The following is a 15,868-nucleotide window of genomic DNA, read 5'->3' as shown; positions in this document are numbered from 1 at the left end:
CGAAACGGCGTTGTGCCTTGACAAGAAAGTGTGGGGAGCGCTATCTAAAAATTGCGAGTTTCTTGATAGAGCTTCCGGATCGGCGACGCTTCGGGAGCTTTTTCTTTGCCTAAATTCTCCTGATATGTTGATCGAATACGCGGTTCACACATCCGCGCGACGTGGTCACGCCGCGAAGATCATTCTCGCCGCAGAATCGTCGACGGCTAAGAATCGCAGCATCCGGGCGCATGGCGCGAATGCGAACAAGAATTTGAAAACATTTTTGGGGCGGTTCGAGGTGCGCCGATGGGCCTCCTCGGGGCGAGCAAGCAAGGGGGCTACCCGGTTTCGGTTAGCGGACTTTCTGCGGATCGCGAGCTCGGCTACGCCAAGCGCAGTGATATCGAGGCACGAGGTCGCCAGCGGTATGCCGCTAGGCCTAAGGGGCAATTCTTTGTTTGACGCGAACACGATGATGCTCGCCGACGCGTCGTAGCTGGACAACGCCGGCGCGGTTTCCTGGCGACAATTCACTAGCATATGGAGGACCGTGAGCGCGCGATTGGTAACGCCGGGTTGTTCCTCGGCTTTTGTGAGCGAGAGGAACAGCCGCCGTTTGTGAACATCCACGCCATGCGACTCAGGGTTTACTACGAATTTCCGCGTGGTCACCCGGCTCGCCAGCATGGCGAGCGTCATCGGCCGCAGCCCAAAAGGTGCCGTCGATTCTTCGTTCATCGTCTTTCGCCTTTCAGGATTCAGGCAAAAGAAATACGCTCGCCGAAACGGCACCGACTATTGACAGCGATTCGCGGAAGTGGTTCTGTGACTCTGCGAACTGTTACAGAGGCTTCCGGGACGGAGACGTTTCGGGGGCCTTTTCCTTTTGCGTGCTATCTCCTCGTTTGGAGTGATGATGGATGGATCTAAGGTTGTGAGATTACAACCATAGTTCCATCCGAATCCGCTGCGCCAGTAGCAGGTCTTTCCGAATCTAGCGTGCTTGTGGCACCTTCGATCAGGAACTGGCGGTAGATTTCCGGCAGCTTCTCCGTGAGCCAGGCCGAGAAACGTGACTCGGCCTTGGCGATCGCTAGAACATCCCCCTTAGCGGTCGAGGAAAGTCGAGCGATCGACCTGCCCTCGGAGCTCCGAATCTCCCTTCTGCCGCTATGCGGTGCCAGACTGGATTGCCCGCAGAGAGCGCGCAAAAGTCCAACGAACTTTTGATCAGAGGTCAGCGAAGAGATTTCCTTGCTTTGAAGGATCGAGGCGGCACGTTTGATGGCGCCATCTATTGCAAGGGCATCTACCAATTCCTGCCAACGTGGCTGCCCAATCCCCGGTGCGCGGCCAATCGATCGAATCAGGTGATCAGGGATAGTGTCGACCACCGCTCGCATTTTGGAGAGGCCTGACTTATCGACGCCGATGGTCGTCCAAATTGTTTTTGACGGGTGCCCCTGCCCTTCCATTTCTTTGGCGAACAAAGCGCGTTCGATCCAGGTCAGCCCTTCACGTCCTCCATTCTCCGCGCCCTGTTCGAGGATCAGTTCTGCGTCCGTCAGATTTCGGATGAAGGCCTTGGCTTTACGATTCAGTATTCGAAGGACCTGCAGTCGGCGGTGTCCATAAGCAAGCTGATATCGTCCCTCGATCTTAGGATGAGGCCGGACCAGCAAAGGAAGCCGCTGCCCCTCGGCCTCTATGGCGGCCAGGAGAAGGTTCGTCGCCTCTTCGTCATATTCGAGCCGATCGCCAAAAGGCGACGGGTCGATGAGCGCCGGGTCGATGGTCGCGACTGAGTCTGCTGCAAGGTCGTCGAGGCTGCGCCCCAGTCCGGCAATTGCTGTCGAAGGTACTCTTTGACGTAATGGATGAGCCATCGGTGGTGAAGACGACTCAACACCAGAGTTGAGCTTGCTCAGGATTGACGGCTTGCTCATGATCTGCCCCATGCTTTGTGGACAAGCGCCAGGATTTCGGCGTTAACGGCATCCATACTCTCGAGCGCCCGTTTCAGGGATTCGCGTGGCACTTCGCCGGGCTCCAACTCGTAGAGAGATTTTTTGGCGAGGCCGGCGGCGGCGACAGAGGTACTCTCGAGCGCCGTAGCGACGAAAACATGCTCGTCAAAGAGATGCCGCAGAAGGCCGACGATATGGGCCTGCGGTGCATCGTTCGGAGTGTGTCGGGTGACGAGGAACCGAATCCAGTCCTGTTTGAGACTCGCGCCGTTCTTAGCGAGTTCGTCGGTGAGATCCCGGAGCATAATCAAGTATTGATTCATGCTGGCCACGTCGAGCATGGCGGGGTGAACGGTAATAATGAAAATTGTCGCCGCAAAGAGACCGGCGAGCGTCCCGAAGCCAAGATTCGGCGGGGTATCGAGGATCACGATATCGAAGTTGTCTGCAACCGATTTGATTACCCTTTCAAGCCTCATGAAAAAGAGACCCAGATCGTCTCTTTCCCGAGAGGAGAGCGAATGCGCGGTGTCGTGTTCGAACTCCATGAGCTCGAGGTTTCCAGGAACGATCGAGAGGCCGGGCATATATGTCTCCCGGATGATCGATTTCAGAGGTTTGTGCTCTCCATAGCGGATCGCCGAATAGACGGTCTCGTTCGGGCCAACATCGAATTCTGGTTGGAGGCCGAAAAGGCTAGTCAGGGAGGCTTGCGGATCGAGATCGATGCACAAGGTTCGATAGCCTTGGATCGCGAGATAATGCGCAAGATGGACACTCTGCGTGGTCTTGCTCGATCCGCCCTTGAAATTTCCGCAAGCTATGATCTGCAACTGCTCGTTGGGGCGGCGCCAGGGCTTCATCGCCAGGGCTTCGTCTGGCCTCGATTCGGCAAGATAGGCCCGCAGTGCCCATACCTGTTCCAAAGTATAGACCCTGCGGCCGTTATCGAGTCGCGCTGGCTGGGGTCCTTTCCCGTCGAGGGTCAGGGTACGAAGGGTCGATTCTGGAACCTTGAGGAGGCGAACGAGATCGTTCGTAGTGAACAGGCGATCGAAGCTCTTCTTCGATGCGGGCGGATAGAGCCGACCGCGCAAGGAAAGCAATTCCCTGGACAGAACGTTCGTAAAGACGTCGATCTTAGTTGGTGTGGCCGCCGTCGTCATACGCCCCAATATCCTCTTTGACGGTTTTTCCGTCAGCTGCGAAGGATTACCGTCAGCTTTTAGCGATTCTGTCACCATGGCAAGCGAAAAATAGTTAATCAAAGCTTAAGCTCGTGCCTGGAAGTGGGCGGAGAGTCGCTCAATGCCCGTTCGCCGGGTTGTAAGCTCACAACCTCTCGCACGTTCTTCTATGTCTTTCGATGTTCGGGATTCTTCTAGTTCGCGTTCTCGTCGCGTCAAAACGATCAGGAAAGGTATTAAATAATAAGTCCGGCACGAATGGCTTTTGTGACCGAGTGGCCTCACTTAAGCGCTCGCAATTTTTTGGCGGCGGCTCTGGATGGGATCTAGTTGCTAATGAGTGCGTAGCCGACGACTGTGAGAACCTTTTTAATGAGCTGCCGGCGGCGGGCGCCCACTCAAAGCCGCTTTCATTCGATGTGATAATAAATAGCGCTCACAGACCTTTTGTCGGGCCTCGTACTGCATGGTCATGCCTTGCAGCCCATTCTAGCGTCCCGAGGCCGAAATCGCGCGCGGGGCAGCCCGGAGAATTAAGGTCGGCCGGATCGGACGGGACCGCCACCTCTTCGACAAGCTCGACGCGAAGCCCCTCGACTTCGCTGCGCTGCTCCACCAGATTTGAATACAGCCTCGCGGACGCACAAAACTAAAGCCCAAGCGCGGAACTGTTGCTTTGCTTCAGTTTCACCGCGGCTTATTCCACTTTAGCAGATCAAATCAATCTCGCCGCCCTGCCCTGCTTGCGCTCAGCGTCATTGTAATAGCTCGCCGCCTGCTGCACCGAGCGATGCTGGGACTGCTGCATCGCCTCCTGCAAGGAGACCCCTGACCGCGCCGCCTCGGTCAGATAGCCGGCGCGCAGGCCATGCGCGGAATAAAGCTTCGGATCGAGCCCCGCCGCCGCGGCGCGCCGCTTCAGGATCCAGTTCACCGCCTGCGGGGTCATCGCCTTGTCGTCGAGCCCGCCCCATTGGTCGATCGCGCGAAAAATCGGGCCTTTCGCAATCCCAGCGCGCAGCAGCCATTCCCGCACCGCCTCGACCGGCCGCCCGACCAGAAACACCCGAGCGTCCTCGTCGGCCTTCGCCGTCTTGGTTCGGCCAAGCCGAATCGCCAGGCACGGCAGCGCGCGCGAATTCGGATCGTCCGGATCCTCTAGGATCGAGGCTTCCTCAATCAGCTGCTCGACGCGCAGGCTCGCGACTTCGCTGCGCCGGCGCCCGCCCGAGGCGAAGGCGACGAGCAGCAACGCGGCGTCGCGCGTATCGGCCAGCCGGCCGGAGCCGCAGGTCGCCAGCAGCGCCTCCAGAATGTCGCGCGTCACCGCGCGCTGGCTCTTGCGCATCCGCGGCCGCGCGCCGGCGCGGACCGACAACCGCAGAGCGGACCGCAGCGACGTGGACTTGAACGGACCGGCCGCGCCTTTCCAATGATGCAAGGTCGCCCAGCTTGACAGTCGCCGGCGCACGGTAGACGGGGCGTGCGGGCCATCGGCGCGCAACAGATCCTGCGCCCGTAAAGTCTCCGCAACGTCCGCCGGCATGCCGTGGCTCGGATCGGCCTCCCGCCGCGCCGGGTCCCACAAATGATGCGCGACAAATTTTAAAGCCAAAGCCTCGGGCGCCGGCCAGGGCAGGGGGTTCCCAGTCGAGGCCCAAGCCCAGGCCTCGAGATAGGCGAGGTCGGAGGCGAGCGCCTTGAGGCTGTTCTCGCCCATGCCTTCCTTGGCCAGATGTTTGAGGGTGGCCACATCATCGTCGGTCAGGATTTCGGCGAGCCGGTCGCGCCGGTCCATCGGCAGGATCGCCGCCAGCGCGTCGAGCTCCAACGCGCGCCGCGTGACCGTATTGCGTGGAAGGGCAGGGGAGGAATCAGTCATGTGGCGTTCAATCCTCCGCCCGGGCTCCTGGGCGGTCGCCTCTGCCCCGATTCAAAGTGTTGTCAGTTTAGCGCCTTGGCGGAGCCGCGTGAATCCCTTTGCGCGCGCTCAATCCGGCTGGTTAGAACCTTCCGCTTGGTCGTAGCCTTTTCCCAAACAGGAAAAGGCTATGACCGCTGATTCCGACCGCCTTCGCAAACAGCAGACGAAAAAAGTCGCCCACGCGCCTCAACGGCTGGCGATGGGCCCGCTGGGGCGCGCTCGTCTCATTCGCGCGCGCTACACGCCGCCGCGTCCGAGCAGAGAATCTTGGACGGCGTCAAATCCCAAGCTGCAGCCTCACGGCCCGGGCGACGGCGTCGAGATCGTCCGCCTTGAGCGCCCCGACGCGCCTTATCAGCCGGCGCGTGCTGGCGGTCGCCATTTGATCGGCCATGGCCTTGCGCCGCTCGCCGTTGAGCGTGACGGCGGCTTCGGCGGGATATAGGATGCCCATCTGACTTGAGATCGGCACGACCTGGACCCTGTTCAGCACGGCGTTGGCGGCGTCGTTGCTCAGGACCACGGCTGGCCTCGTCTTCTGGATTTCGCCGCCCACGGAGGGGTCGAAGGACACCAGCCAGACCTCGCCGCGGCGGGGATGCGGATCAACGGTCACGGCGCGGTTCGCCGGCGACGTCGGCGAGGAGCGCCTCGGCCCAGGCCTCCGCTTCGGCCTCTCGGCCCTCATCCGCCGCCATGGCGGCATAGGCGGCGGAGAGGTCCTGACCGACGACATGCGGCCGGGCGAGATCATTTAGGAAACGGCTGATGCGGCGCCGGCCGATGACGCTATGCAAGCCGTCATAGACCTCGGCGTCGACCGTGATGGTGAGTTTCTTCAACATTTGCAGCTCTCCTAATACGTATAGTAATACGTCTAGAGCGCCAAAAAAGCAATCGCTCCGAGGCCGAGCCGCCCGGCGTCGGCGGCGCCGATTCCTCACTGCGAGCCGGCGCACGATCATTTGGCCCGAAATCCGAAGGCCGTGTTCGACGCTTTGGCGATGGGCTGAGGGGTGAACGGCCGCTCGCCCGCCGGCCTGCGGACGGGCAGGGCGCGCCGGGCGAAGGCCGCGGCCGACGTTTCCGGGCCGCGCCGCCGCTGTGCGCGGTTTTATCGTCCGGCATTGCCCGAACCGCGCCCAGAACCCGGGCCAAACCCGCCTCATCCCGCCCGAAATCGCCCGTTTTCCGCACCGTTTCCGCGCGCGCGCCCATCCCCATCGATAAACGCTAATTATCGATGGTGAGGAGTCCGAACTGGAGGCGTCCAGGTGAAACAGTTTAATCGCCTTCTAGCTTGTGTTATGGTCTCTTTCGTTCTGATTCTCAAGATGTTTACCGCTTTCGCCTGGTCCCGAATGTCCCTCAAGACCGCCGCCGCCTGTATCGACAACGCTCCGCCGCCGCCCGCGTTCGATCTCGGCCCCCAGGCGCTAGCCGAAATCATCGGCCCGATGTCGGCGGCTGATGACGCGCTCGCCAGGCTCGACGAACGGCTGCGCAAAAGCCCGGTCCGCGGCGGCGTCCTCGCAAGGCTCGACGCGCGGGAGGCCTGCGCCGCTCTCTGGGCCGAGGCGGAGCTGGTCCAACTGGAGGATCTCGTGCTGCACGACGCCGGCATGGACGTGCGCAGCCCCAGCCATGAACTCGTCCGCGCCCATTCCTATCTGCGGCTGCGTCGCCGGGCGGCTGAGGGCGACCCCAAAGCCTTGCTCAGACCTGAGGGAATCCTGCGCCTGGCCGGGCGGTCGGCGTCGGGTCCGGCCGCGGACGGTCCAGCCGGGAGGGCAGGGGGCTCGGGCGAAGCAGAAGACGCCGACCCGGATGGCCGCGGTTTTGATGGCGATCGCGACGGCGATTCGGACGAATTCGCGGCCGAACAAGCGGGCGCCTCGGCCGCGGCCGCGGCCGCCCAGAGTTTGCTGCTCCGCCTCAGCGCCGGCGCGAGAGACTCGCTTGTCTATGACGAAGACTGGGACGAGGCTGGCCGGCTTAAAGCCTGGAGCGCGGGCCTGACAGAGGCCGACGCCTTTCCGCCGCTGCTCGGCGCGCTTCTGCTGGCCCGCGCCTGGCGCCACCAGCAGCCGTTGCAGCGCCAGGGTTTTCTCGCGCCGGTTCTGGCCGCCCTTTATCTGCGCCGGCGCGGCCGGACCGTCGCGCATCTTCTCGTCTTCCATCTGGGTCTCCGCCGCCTAAAACCCGCGCTGCGGCGTCTCCGCACGCCCCTCGATGACCTTCAGCACAGCCTCGCCATCGTCGCGGCCGGGGCGGGCGAAGCTTTGGCGCTGCACGACCGGCTGACGCTCGCGCGCGAGCTTCTTGCGCGGAAGTGCAAAGGGAAAAGGGGGAGTTCGAACCTGCCGGCCCTTGCTGAGCTGCTGCTGGAGGCGCCGCTGGTCAGCGTCCCGCTGATCGCGCAAAGGCTCAAGATCAGCCCGCAGGCGGCGCAGCTGCTCGTTGCAGAGCTCGGCTCCTCTTTAAGGGAAATCACCGGCCGCAAACGCTACCGCGCCTGGACGATCGGATGAGGCGATTTTCGTAAGATCTGGGCAGGACTGGGCGAAGCTAACGAGGGTTCGCCTGACTTCGCAATTTCTCTGCGCGCCGCTTTCGTGGAGCCTCAAACGGATCGCCAGCCAAACGCCCGCAATGATGTGAATAAGCGCCGCTCGTCGGCCATCGGCTTTAGGGACGGTGCCCATTTCGGGGTAATCTGATCCGCGCTGGAAAGCCGAATCGTCGGCATAATTGATCTCCGCGCCGTGATCATGAGGAGGGGCAAATCGCGGCGTACCGCTTCGTCCATGCGGCGGACATCCATCTCGATTCCCCGCTTCGCTCTTTGGCGCTACGTGATCCGAACCTCGCCGAATTGGTCGGGAACGCCACGCGTCGCGCGTTCGTGCGCATCGTCGATCTTTGTCTTGACGAGCAGGTCGACGCGCTGATCCTGGCCGGCGATCTCTATGACGGCGACCAGACCTCCATGAAGACGGCGCGGTTCCTCTCCGAGCAGATTCGGCGGCTGCATGAGGCCGGCGTCTTCGTCTACGTCATCCGCGGCAACCACGACGCACTGTCGCGAATCACGAAGGAGCTGACATTCCCGGATTCGGTGAAGCTGTTTGGCGGCCGCGCCGAGGCAGTCATGGCGGTCCGCTCCGACCGCGATTTTCAAGTTGCGATCCACGGCCTGAGCTTCGCCAATCCGCTCGCGCCCGAAAGCCTGATCAGCAAATACAAGCCTCGCATCGACGACGCCGTGAACATCGGCATTGCACATACGAGCCTCGGCGGCGCCCCAGGGCACGATCCCTACGCCCCCTGTAGCGTCGCCGACCTTCAGGCGACGGGCTTCGCCTATTGGGCGCTCGGTCACGTTCACAAGCGCTCGGTCGTGGAGGGGAAATGCGCGATCGTGATGCCCGGCATGCCGCAGGGCCGCGACATCAACGAGGACGGCGCCAAGTCCGTCACTTTGGTGACGATCGCCGACGACCGATCGATCCGGATCGAGGAGCGCGTCACAAGCGCCGCGCAGTTTGAGAGACTGTCGTTCGATGCGACAGGCGTCGACGATTGGCGCCAGCTCGTCGGCGCGCTCGGCGAAGCGCTCGAACGCGCGCTCGCTGGCGTCGCGTCAGAGCATTGGGTGGCCCGCGTTCGCCTGACGGGCGCAACGCCGCTCGCCTGGCGCATCCGCCGCGATCTTGATCTCCTCAAGGCCGAGGTCGATGACCGCGGCTCCGTCATCGGGACCTGCTGGGTCGAGAAGCTCGAAGTCGCCTGCCGGCCACCGGGGGCGATGGACAGCCCAGCAGATGATCCAGTTACGCAATTGCGGCGCCTGATCGGCGCGGAGATTCTCCGTTCCGAAGCCTATCAGGCGGAGGTGGTCGATATCGCCGAGGAGCTGAGGGCGCAACTTCCGCCGGAATGCAGAGGCCTATTCGGCGGCGACGAACCGGCCTTCAAGGCCGTCCTCGCGGAGCTGGTGAAGGAGGGCGCCGAAGACGTGCTCGCCCGGCTCCATTCGAGCGCGGAAGGCGGCGGCCCTGATGCGTCTTAATCGCCTCGACCTCATCCGGTACGGTAAATTCACGGATAAGCGGATCGATTTCGGCGCGCAAAGTCCTGGCGCGCCCGACCTGCATATCGTTTATGGTCCGAACGAAGCGGGGAAATCGACGGCGCTCGCCGCTTTTCTTGATCTCCTCTTCGGCATCGAGACACGGAGCCGTTTCAATTTCCTGCATCCCTACGCGGCGATGCGGATCGGCGGCGCCCTGGAGGTCGCCGGCGAGCCCCGCGAACTTCTTCGCCTCAAGCGACCTCACAACAGCCTCCTCGACGCGAGCGAACAGCCCATTCCCGAGGGCTTCATTCTAGGCGAACTCGGAGGCTTGGATCGCGAGTCCTATCGCGCCATGTTTTCGCTCGACGACGAAACGCTGGAAGCCGGCGGCGAGGGCATTCTCGCCAGCAAGGGCGATCTCGGCCAACTCCTTTTCTCGGCAAGCGCAGGCCTCGCCGACCTGAGCCGCAGCCTTGGCGAACTCAGGACCGAAGCCGACGGATTTTACAAATATCGCGCCCGCAGCGGCGAGCTCCTGGACCTCAAAGCCCGTCTCGCCGCCCTGAAAGACGAGCGGGATCGCATCGACACCCTGGCGTCGGCCTACGGGCAGCTTGTCGAGACCCGCGATCGGCTGGCCGCCCAATACGAGAAGGCGATCGGCGAGCGCGGCGCAACCCAGTCGCGGCTGGACGAGATACAGCGGCTCCTGGGCGCCTTGCCGCGGCTGACCGATTTGAGAATCCTCCGCGAGCAGATTGACCCGCTTGCGGGCCTCCCGGAAGCGCCCCTGGGCTGGGCCGAAGAGCTGCCGCGTCTCCAGAAAGAGGAGATCGAACTTGCGACGCGCGCGCAAGGCGTCGCGGATGAAATCGCGCAGTTGGCCTCCGACTTGGAGAGCCAGCCTGTGGACGAAGCCGCAGCGAACCTCGCCGACCGAATAGACATGTTGGCGGATCTCCGCGCGCGCCATGTGACCGCGGCGAAGGACCTCCCCGAACGCCGCCTGCAGTTGCGGGAGGAGGACCTGACAATTGCCGGGATCCTCAGCCGGGTCGACCAAAAGGAGGAGGGCGATCCGGCTCGTCTTGTGCTCGGCGCCTCCATTGTCGGCGCCCTGCGCAAGCTGATCGAAACGCGTTCGGGCGTCGAGGCCGCGGCGAAGGCGGCCGATAACGAACTCTCGGAGGCAAGGCGTCGCCTCGACGAGGCCGGCTCCAACCTCGAGGCGGCGGGCGACAGACAGGACGCGGGGCAGGGGAACGCCGCTCGGATGTCGTCGCTCGCGGCGACCGTCGCCGCGCTTCGCGCCGACGATCACGCCGCGCGCCGCCGTCTCGCCGCCCAGTCCCGCGCCGCTCATCTTCAGACCCTGGCTGCCCGCATCGGCGAGTTGCGGCCTTGGCAGGGCGACGTCGAGGGCCTCTTCGCAATGGCGGTCCCCCAGCCCGACACGATCGAATGCTGGAAAGCAGCGGCGGCCGAGGCGCAAAAGCGCATCGGGGTGCGCGGCGGCGAGGTCGAGCGGCTGACGACGGAGCGACTCCGGGTCAAGGCCGAAGAGGAGGCGATTGACGGCGTCGTCGCGGTTGTCAGCGACGCAGAGACGGCGAAGAGTCGCGCCGCCCGCGAGCAGGCATGGGCCAGCCATCGCCGCACGCTCGACGCCGCGTCCGCGGACGCCTTCGAGGGGGCGCTTCGGCAGGATGATATCGTCACAAGCGCGCGTCTCGGACACGCGGGCGACCTCGCGAAGCTTCAGCAAACCACCCTCGCGCTCGCCGCGCTCGAGGCTGACCTCAGCCGCGCGCGCCAACTCCTCGCTGCGGCGGAAACTTCTTTCAGAACCGTTCACGACGAGATTGAGGAATTTGTGCGTGCGATGACGCCGGCTTTAGCGGATGCGACCCTCTCTTGGCTCGAGGGCTGGCTCACCCGCCGCGCCAAGGCGCTCGAGACGCGGGAGTTTCTTCTGGCGGCCGAGCGCGATCTCGCCGAGGCGGATGCAGACGCCCAAGCCGCTCGGGATCGATTGACGGCCGCTCTTGGCGCGGCAGGCGTCGTTTATGAAGCGGACGCAAGCTTTGAGACGCTTTTGGCGACGGCGCAAGCAGCCATCGACCATGAGACCGAAGTGAGAAGCTTGCGGGATGCGGTCAAGGATCGCCAGCGCGACCTTAATAATCGCGTGAGCGACGCGGAAAAGGCTGCCGCCGCTGATCAGGCCTGGGCCGCGTTATGGGCCAAGGCGTGTTCGGAGTGTTGGCTTGGCGAAGCCGGCGCTGCGCCCTCGCTCGAAACGGTTCGCGAAATCCTGGCCGCCATCGCCGAGCTCGGCCCCGCGCTCGAAAAAAAGGCGAGTCTCGCGGACCGCATCGCCAAAATGGAGAAGGATCAGGCCGATTTCGCAGTTGAGGTGACGGCGATCGCTCGCGAACTGGGCGTTCCCTCGTCGGACGCCATCCTTGACGTTTCAAGAGCGATCAATGATCGCGCGCAAGCGGCGAAGGCGTCACGGGCGAAACGGGACCTCACGCAACAAAAGTTCGAGACAGCCCGCGACGGACAGCGCGCGCTTGCAGAGGCGCTTACAATTCAGACAACGCGCACAACTGAAATGACGGCCTATTTTGGAGTCAATTCGCTGGCCGAAGTCGGGGCGAAACTGCAGGGCGTCTTAAAGAAGGCCGATCTCGCCAAGCAGGCGGTTGCAGCTGAGCGCGATATCCTCAACGCTCTCCGGTCGCCAACCCTGGAAGAGGCTGAACGCGCGCTCGACGCCGCTGATAGAGCTGCGCTCGATGCGGAGGTCGCCGAGCTGAAAGCGCGCTTTGACGATCAGGACCGCCGCAGCCGCGATCTGTTCTCCGAGCACAGCAAGGCGGCCGACCGCATCGAGGCGGTCGGAGGCGACGACGCTGTCGCGCGACTCGAAGGGCGACGGCGAACGACGCTTCTCGAAATCGAAGAAAAGGCGGTTCGCTACCTCACGATTCGCGCCGGCTGCGCCGCCGCCGAGCAGGCCCTGCGCGCCTATCGCGACCGGCATCGCAGCTCGATGATGGCGCGCGCGTCCGACGCATTTCGAACGATGAGCCGGGGCGCCTATACGGGCCTTCGCGCTCAACTCGACAAGGACAATGAAATTCTGATCGCGCTGGGCGCGGACGGCGGTTCGAAAATCGCCTCAGAATTATCGAAGGGCGCGCGATTTCAGCTCTATCTGGCGCTGCGCGTCGCGGGCTATTACGAATTCGCGCGATCGCGCCGGCCACCGCCTTTCATCGCCGACGACATCATGGAGACCTTCGACGATTTTCGGGCGGAGGAAGCGTTTCGGCTCTTCGCCGAAATGGCCGCGGTCGGCCAGGTGATCTACCTCACCCACCATCGGCATTTGTGTGAAATTGCAAAGCAGATCTGCCCCACCGCACAGGTGCACAGACTCGGATAGCGTGAGGCCGAATAACTGCGAGACCCTGTTTTCTGACGCTTTGAAAGGTCATTCGGAATTGGTTCGGGAGACGCCGAAAGGGTGATAAACGGCACAATTTGACCAAAACGCCTGGTATTCAAAGCCGCTTGCAAAATCAATCAGCGGGCACTTTTTCATACAAAGTGAGGAAGACCCACCGTAGTTTGGGGGTACGCCAATCGAACGGTAGTTTGTGGGGCGCGTAAGGGGTCAGTCCATCGCCCTGAATACCCGAAGACTCTCGCGCCAACATGTCCCGTGACAACCGATCAGCTATTCCCTACAAAGTCTAGATCAGACAACACGATAAGCTCCGGCACCGTCAGGGTTCTCATAGCGTGGTCTGTCGCCGCAGCAAAATTCCCCAATGGCTCATGACCGATCGCGCTGACCATGGCGGATGCAAGTTCGTCGAACTTGAAAACATTCTCAAAATCGACGAAAGCGCCGACCTCTGCACTCTGGTTGTTGATGATGACCAATTTGAAATGCGACTGGTTTGCAGCCGATAAAACGAGGCGCAGCGCGCCAATATCTTGGGCGTTGAGGTATTGTTCGACCATGACTTCCTGGGGCGAACCCGCGGCAATCTGCCAAACGATGAAGGCGACTATTCCGCACGGCGTGCGGACGAGGCCCGTGTGGGCGATTAGGTTGAGTGGGATAGCTTGTCCATATTGGTCCGCGTAGTCGGGCTCCTCCCTAAAGAGAGCATAAACTTCCTCACCCACGGACGGGTCGAAGGTAGCCCGTTGTAAACTGCATCCATGGCGGCCTCTGAGGTTGTCTGGAAGATCGGGGAGAACGAAATGATGCTGCCCAAGTGTCCATTGGTTTTCCTTGCGCATGGGTTATGACCTTAGGTTCGCGCCAACATGGGCTAAATTGCTTGATGCGCCGCCTGAGGGCAAAGACGCAGAGAGTTTGGCGGCGTTGCCGCGTTGCCGGGAAGAATGAAGCTTCGTGCGCAATATCGGGCTTCCCGATTTGGCGCGAGAACATACCTGCCGGGACTCGAGAACCTAACGCCACTCGCTTCCAGAATCGCGGCCAGCAACGAAGGCAAAGCTGGACACTTTTTCATAGTCGGATCCCACTAGCCGCCACCACTCCCCAATTCATCCCCGATCGCCAGCTCGAGCCGCCGTCGCGCCAACCCGCTGAGTCGCTTCACGCCGAATAAGCGCGCGACCTCAACGACGATATCCGGCCCGCGCGCAAGTTCGACCGCTGCGCGGATCTCCTCAAATGGGATCTCCTCAACAGGTCGAGAGTCTGACTCTGCGCTGGGAACACGGAACGAACGCCAGGTCGCTGAATCTTCGCTCGCGATCCATACGAACTGCGTCCCCGTCGCATCTGAAACGACGTTGTGATAACGATTTGCGAACGTCATCACGCGGTCGCGGATCAAGCGACCGGAACGTTGGAAGCCGTGCGCCCGGGCAATCCTGTTCACGAGGGACCGACGGACGGCATAGGGTCGCCTGGCTACGCGATCGCGGCGTGGAAGCTTTACCGATTGAGGTGCCCCCGAATCAGGCCGAAACGATGCGGACAAGGTTCGGGACAGCGTGCCGAGAAACGTCTCTGAATCGCTCCTTATCTGATGGATTTCGCGTCCAGGGCTTGCAGAGCGGTGGCGATCGGCAGGAATAGCGACGCGGGCTTGCTGGCGAAGCGCCGGAATCCATGATGCTGATAGAAACCGACAGCCGCGTCGTCTTTTGCGTCGACGATGAGCGCGAAGATGGCCGACTCGGCGCGCCCCGCACGCGTCGCGGCATCCATGATGAGCGCGCCACCGAGCCGCTGGCCACGAAATCGTCGATCGACCGCGAGGCGGCCGATCAAGCCGGCGGGCAGGAGCGCGTAGCGCGGCAAGCGTTTTGTTTCGTCGGCGGACAATTCCGTGAGCGGGAAACTTGCTGCGGCGAAGGTGTAATAACCGGCGATCAAACCGGCGGTGTCGACCGCAATAAAGCAATTGCTGACCCGCCGCTTGATGTCCTGTGTCGCCAGATCGCGCAGATAGCGATCGAGCGGCTCGACGCCGCTCGTAAAATTCTTGCGGTCATGCGCCGAGGTCAGAGCTTCGATCCTGAAGCCCTGCGTCACTGCGAGTCCTTGATGATACTCCGATAGGCTTCAGCCGCACGCAACAGCGCCGGCGTCGGTTCACGCGGATTGAGGATCGCATCGACAAAGATGCGTTGATCCTCAACCGAGAGACGGATGATTTGCGTGTCCTCGATCGTGCGGTTCGCAGCTTCCTGAGCTGCGGCGACCACGAAGTCGCTAACGCTGCGGCCGGTGATCTCAGCGGCGCGCTTGACGACAGCTAGAGCGTCGGGCGCGATACGCGCTTCGATGCGGGCTGTGCGGTTGGTTTCTTGGGCCATCATGTACCCTCTCTTTCTTGATTATAATGTACGGCATTTAACCGTACAATTCAAGAAATAGATTTTCGGTCTAGCTCCCGCTTACAAAGCTGGTTGGCCGGGATATTAACGTAACATAAAGGACGTTATGTTACTCTAACGGGCGTGGAAAACGATGGCGCATCAAAGGCTCTTGCGCCAGCCGAATCCCGGCCGCTGACCGGCGTCGCCGGCCGCGGCGGCATTGTCGTGCCGCGGGTGATCGCCGCTGCGGGTGACCAGAGCCGCACGGCGCTTTCTGGAATTCTTCGCCGCGACCATCCGCAACAAGAATACGCGGGCGGCCTATCACCATGCCGCCGTCCAGTTTTTCGCCTGGTGCGATCGGCGAAATCGCCGACATCGAGCCGCTGCATGTCGCCGCCATATCGAAACGCTCGGCAAGACCTTCGAGCAGCCGACGGTCAAGCAGCACCTCGCCGCCATCCGCAAGCTGTTCGATGGCTCGTCACCGGCCAAGTCGTCGCGACGAACCCGGCCCATGCGGTCCGCGGCCCAAAGCATGTCGTCAAGACCGGCAAGACCGCGGTTTTGGATGGAGACCAGGCGCGAAAGCTTCTGAATAGCATCGATACGTCGACGCTCGTCGGGCTGCGGGACCGGGCGCTGATTTCCGTCATGACCTTCGCCTTCGCCCTGATCGGTGCCGTCGTCGCCACGCGCGTCGAGGATTATTACCCCGAGGGCAAACGCTGGTGGGCCGGCTCCACGAAAAAAGCGGCAAGCGGCACGAGGCGCGGCCTGTGGGGGAGGAGAAACCCGCCGGGGACGGACGTCACCACGCTACGGATTTGAGAGAAGGCAAATAGACGGC

General features: G+C 62.3%; 14 protein-coding genes. 4 read left to right on the top strand and 10 right to left on the bottom strand.

Going from position 1 to position 15,868, the window contains the following annotated elements:
- Positions 1–165: 165 nt before the first annotated feature.
- The 6 genes from BM177_RS14015 to BM177_RS13990 form a co-directional block, all read right to left on the bottom strand.
- On the bottom strand, positions 166–681 hold the full coding sequence (locus BM177_RS14015; protein WP_175492615.1) for a helix-turn-helix domain-containing protein: 516 nt from the start codon (positions 679–681) through the stop codon (positions 166–168).
- 227 nt (positions 682–908) lie between these two features.
- Positions 909–1,928 (bottom strand): plasmid partitioning protein RepB, encoded by a 1,020-nt coding sequence (gene repB / locus BM177_RS14010; RefSeq protein ID WP_175492614.1) that lies wholly within the window; start codon positions 1,926–1,928, stop codon positions 909–911.
- The gene (gene repA / locus BM177_RS14005) at positions 1,925–3,115 is read right to left on the bottom strand and encodes a plasmid partitioning protein RepA (protein ID WP_091684687.1); all 1,191 of its coding nucleotides are present in this window, start codon (positions 3,113–3,115) and stop codon (positions 1,925–1,927) included. The genes repB and repA overlap by 4 nt, the downstream gene beginning before the upstream one ends.
- Positions 3,116–3,851: 736 nt before the next feature.
- On the bottom strand, positions 3,852–5,018 hold the full coding sequence (locus BM177_RS14000) for a site-specific integrase (protein WP_091684685.1): 1,167 nt from the start codon (positions 5,016–5,018) through the stop codon (positions 3,852–3,854).
- Positions 5,019–5,337: 319 nt separating this feature from the next.
- A complete protein-coding gene (locus tag BM177_RS13995; protein ID WP_210185912.1) occupies positions 5,338–5,676 on the bottom strand; it encodes a type II toxin-antitoxin system PemK/MazF family toxin in 339 nt (112 codons plus the stop codon).
- Complete coding sequence (locus BM177_RS13990; protein ID WP_091684679.1) at positions 5,666–5,905, bottom strand: addiction module antitoxin; 240 nt, start codon at positions 5,903–5,905, stop codon at positions 5,666–5,668. The genes BM177_RS13995 and BM177_RS13990 overlap by 11 nt, the downstream gene beginning before the upstream one ends.
- Before the next feature lie 516 nt (positions 5,906–6,421).
- Between BM177_RS13990 and BM177_RS13985 the strand changes: the two genes are divergently transcribed.
- From BM177_RS13985 to BM177_RS13975, 3 genes are all read left to right on the top strand, one after another.
- Positions 6,422–7,591, top strand: coding sequence for an RHE_PE00001 family protein (locus BM177_RS13985; protein ID WP_175492613.1), 1,170 nt, complete (start codon positions 6,422–6,424; stop codon positions 7,589–7,591).
- A gap of 254 nt (positions 7,592–7,845) precedes the next feature.
- Entirely contained in the window at positions 7,846–9,132 is a 1,287-nt protein-coding gene (locus BM177_RS13980) for a metallophosphoesterase family protein (RefSeq protein ID WP_091684674.1), read from the top strand.
- Positions 9,122–12,592 carry an ATP-binding protein gene (locus BM177_RS13975; RefSeq protein WP_091684671.1) on the top strand — a complete coding sequence of 1,157 codons (3,471 nt, stop codon included), beginning with the start codon at positions 9,122–9,124 and terminating at the stop codon, positions 12,590–12,592. The genes BM177_RS13980 and BM177_RS13975 overlap by 11 nt, the downstream gene beginning before the upstream one ends.
- A gap of 290 nt (positions 12,593–12,882) precedes the next feature.
- On the opposite strand, the gene BM177_RS13970 is transcribed toward BM177_RS13975, so the two are convergent.
- The 4 genes from BM177_RS13970 to BM177_RS13955 form a co-directional block, all read right to left on the bottom strand.
- Positions 12,883–13,461: a hypothetical protein gene (locus tag BM177_RS13970; protein ID WP_091684669.1), complete on the bottom strand. Its 579-nt coding sequence runs from the start codon at positions 13,459–13,461 to the stop codon at positions 12,883–12,885.
- A gap of 248 nt (positions 13,462–13,709) precedes the next feature.
- A complete protein-coding gene (locus BM177_RS13965) occupies positions 13,710–14,027 on the bottom strand; it encodes a hypothetical protein (protein ID WP_091684667.1) in 318 nt (105 codons plus the stop codon).
- 188 nt (positions 14,028–14,215) lie between these two features.
- Positions 14,216–14,731, bottom strand: a complete 516-nt coding sequence (locus BM177_RS13960; RefSeq protein ID WP_091684664.1) for a GNAT family N-acetyltransferase — start codon at positions 14,729–14,731, stop codon at positions 14,216–14,218.
- Complete coding sequence (locus tag BM177_RS13955) at positions 14,728–15,015, bottom strand: type II toxin-antitoxin system TacA family antitoxin (RefSeq protein WP_091684797.1); 288 nt, start codon at positions 15,013–15,015, stop codon at positions 14,728–14,730. The genes BM177_RS13960 and BM177_RS13955 overlap by 4 nt, the downstream gene beginning before the upstream one ends.
- A gap of 393 nt (positions 15,016–15,408) precedes the next feature.
- Here BM177_RS13955 and BM177_RS19575 point away from each other — a divergent pair, with 393 nt between their 5' ends.
- Positions 15,409–15,849, top strand: coding sequence for a site-specific integrase (locus tag BM177_RS19575; protein WP_139223635.1), 441 nt, complete (start codon positions 15,409–15,411; stop codon positions 15,847–15,849).
- Positions 15,850–15,868: the final 19 nt, after the last annotated feature.

Origin of the sequence: Methylocapsa palsarum, assembly GCF_900114285.1 — a bacterium.
Classification (GTDB): Bacteria; Pseudomonadota; Alphaproteobacteria; order Rhizobiales; family Beijerinckiaceae; genus Methylocapsa; species Methylocapsa palsarum.
This window is presented reverse-complemented; position numbering and strand designations above follow the sequence as displayed.

Excerpts from the sequence above, each read along its gene's own strand:
- BM177_RS14015 (WP_175492615.1), bottom strand. The coding sequence starts at position 681 with ATGACGCTCGCCATGCTGGCGAGCCGGGTGACCACGCGGAAATTCGTA.
- BM177_RS13955 (WP_091684797.1), bottom strand. The coding sequence starts at position 15,015 with ATGGCCCAAGAAACCAACCGCACAGCCCGCATCGAAGCGCGTATCGCG.
- repB (WP_175492614.1), bottom strand. The coding sequence starts at position 1,928 with ATGAGCAAGCCGTCAATCCTGAGCAAGCTCAACTCTGGTGTTGAGTCG.
- BM177_RS14000 (WP_091684685.1), bottom strand. The coding sequence starts at position 5,018 with ATGACTGATTCCTCCCCTGCCCTTCCACGCAATACGGTCACGCGGCGC.
- BM177_RS13985 (WP_175492613.1), top strand. The coding sequence starts at position 6,422 with ATGTCCCTCAAGACCGCCGCCGCCTGTATCGACAACGCTCCGCCGCCG.
- BM177_RS13970 (WP_091684669.1), bottom strand. The coding sequence starts at position 13,461 with ATGCGCAAGGAAAACCAATGGACACTTGGGCAGCATCATTTCGTTCTC.
- BM177_RS13990 (WP_091684679.1), bottom strand. The coding sequence starts at position 5,905 with ATGTTGAAGAAACTCACCATCACGGTCGACGCCGAGGTCTATGACGGC.
- BM177_RS13975 (WP_091684671.1), top strand. The coding sequence starts at position 9,122 with ATGCGTCTTAATCGCCTCGACCTCATCCGGTACGGTAAATTCACGGAT.
- repA (WP_091684687.1), bottom strand. The coding sequence starts at position 3,115 with ATGACGACGGCGGCCACACCAACTAAGATCGACGTCTTTACGAACGTT.
- BM177_RS19575 (WP_139223635.1), top strand. The coding sequence starts at position 15,409 with ATGTCGCCGCCATATCGAAACGCTCGGCAAGACCTTCGAGCAGCCGAC.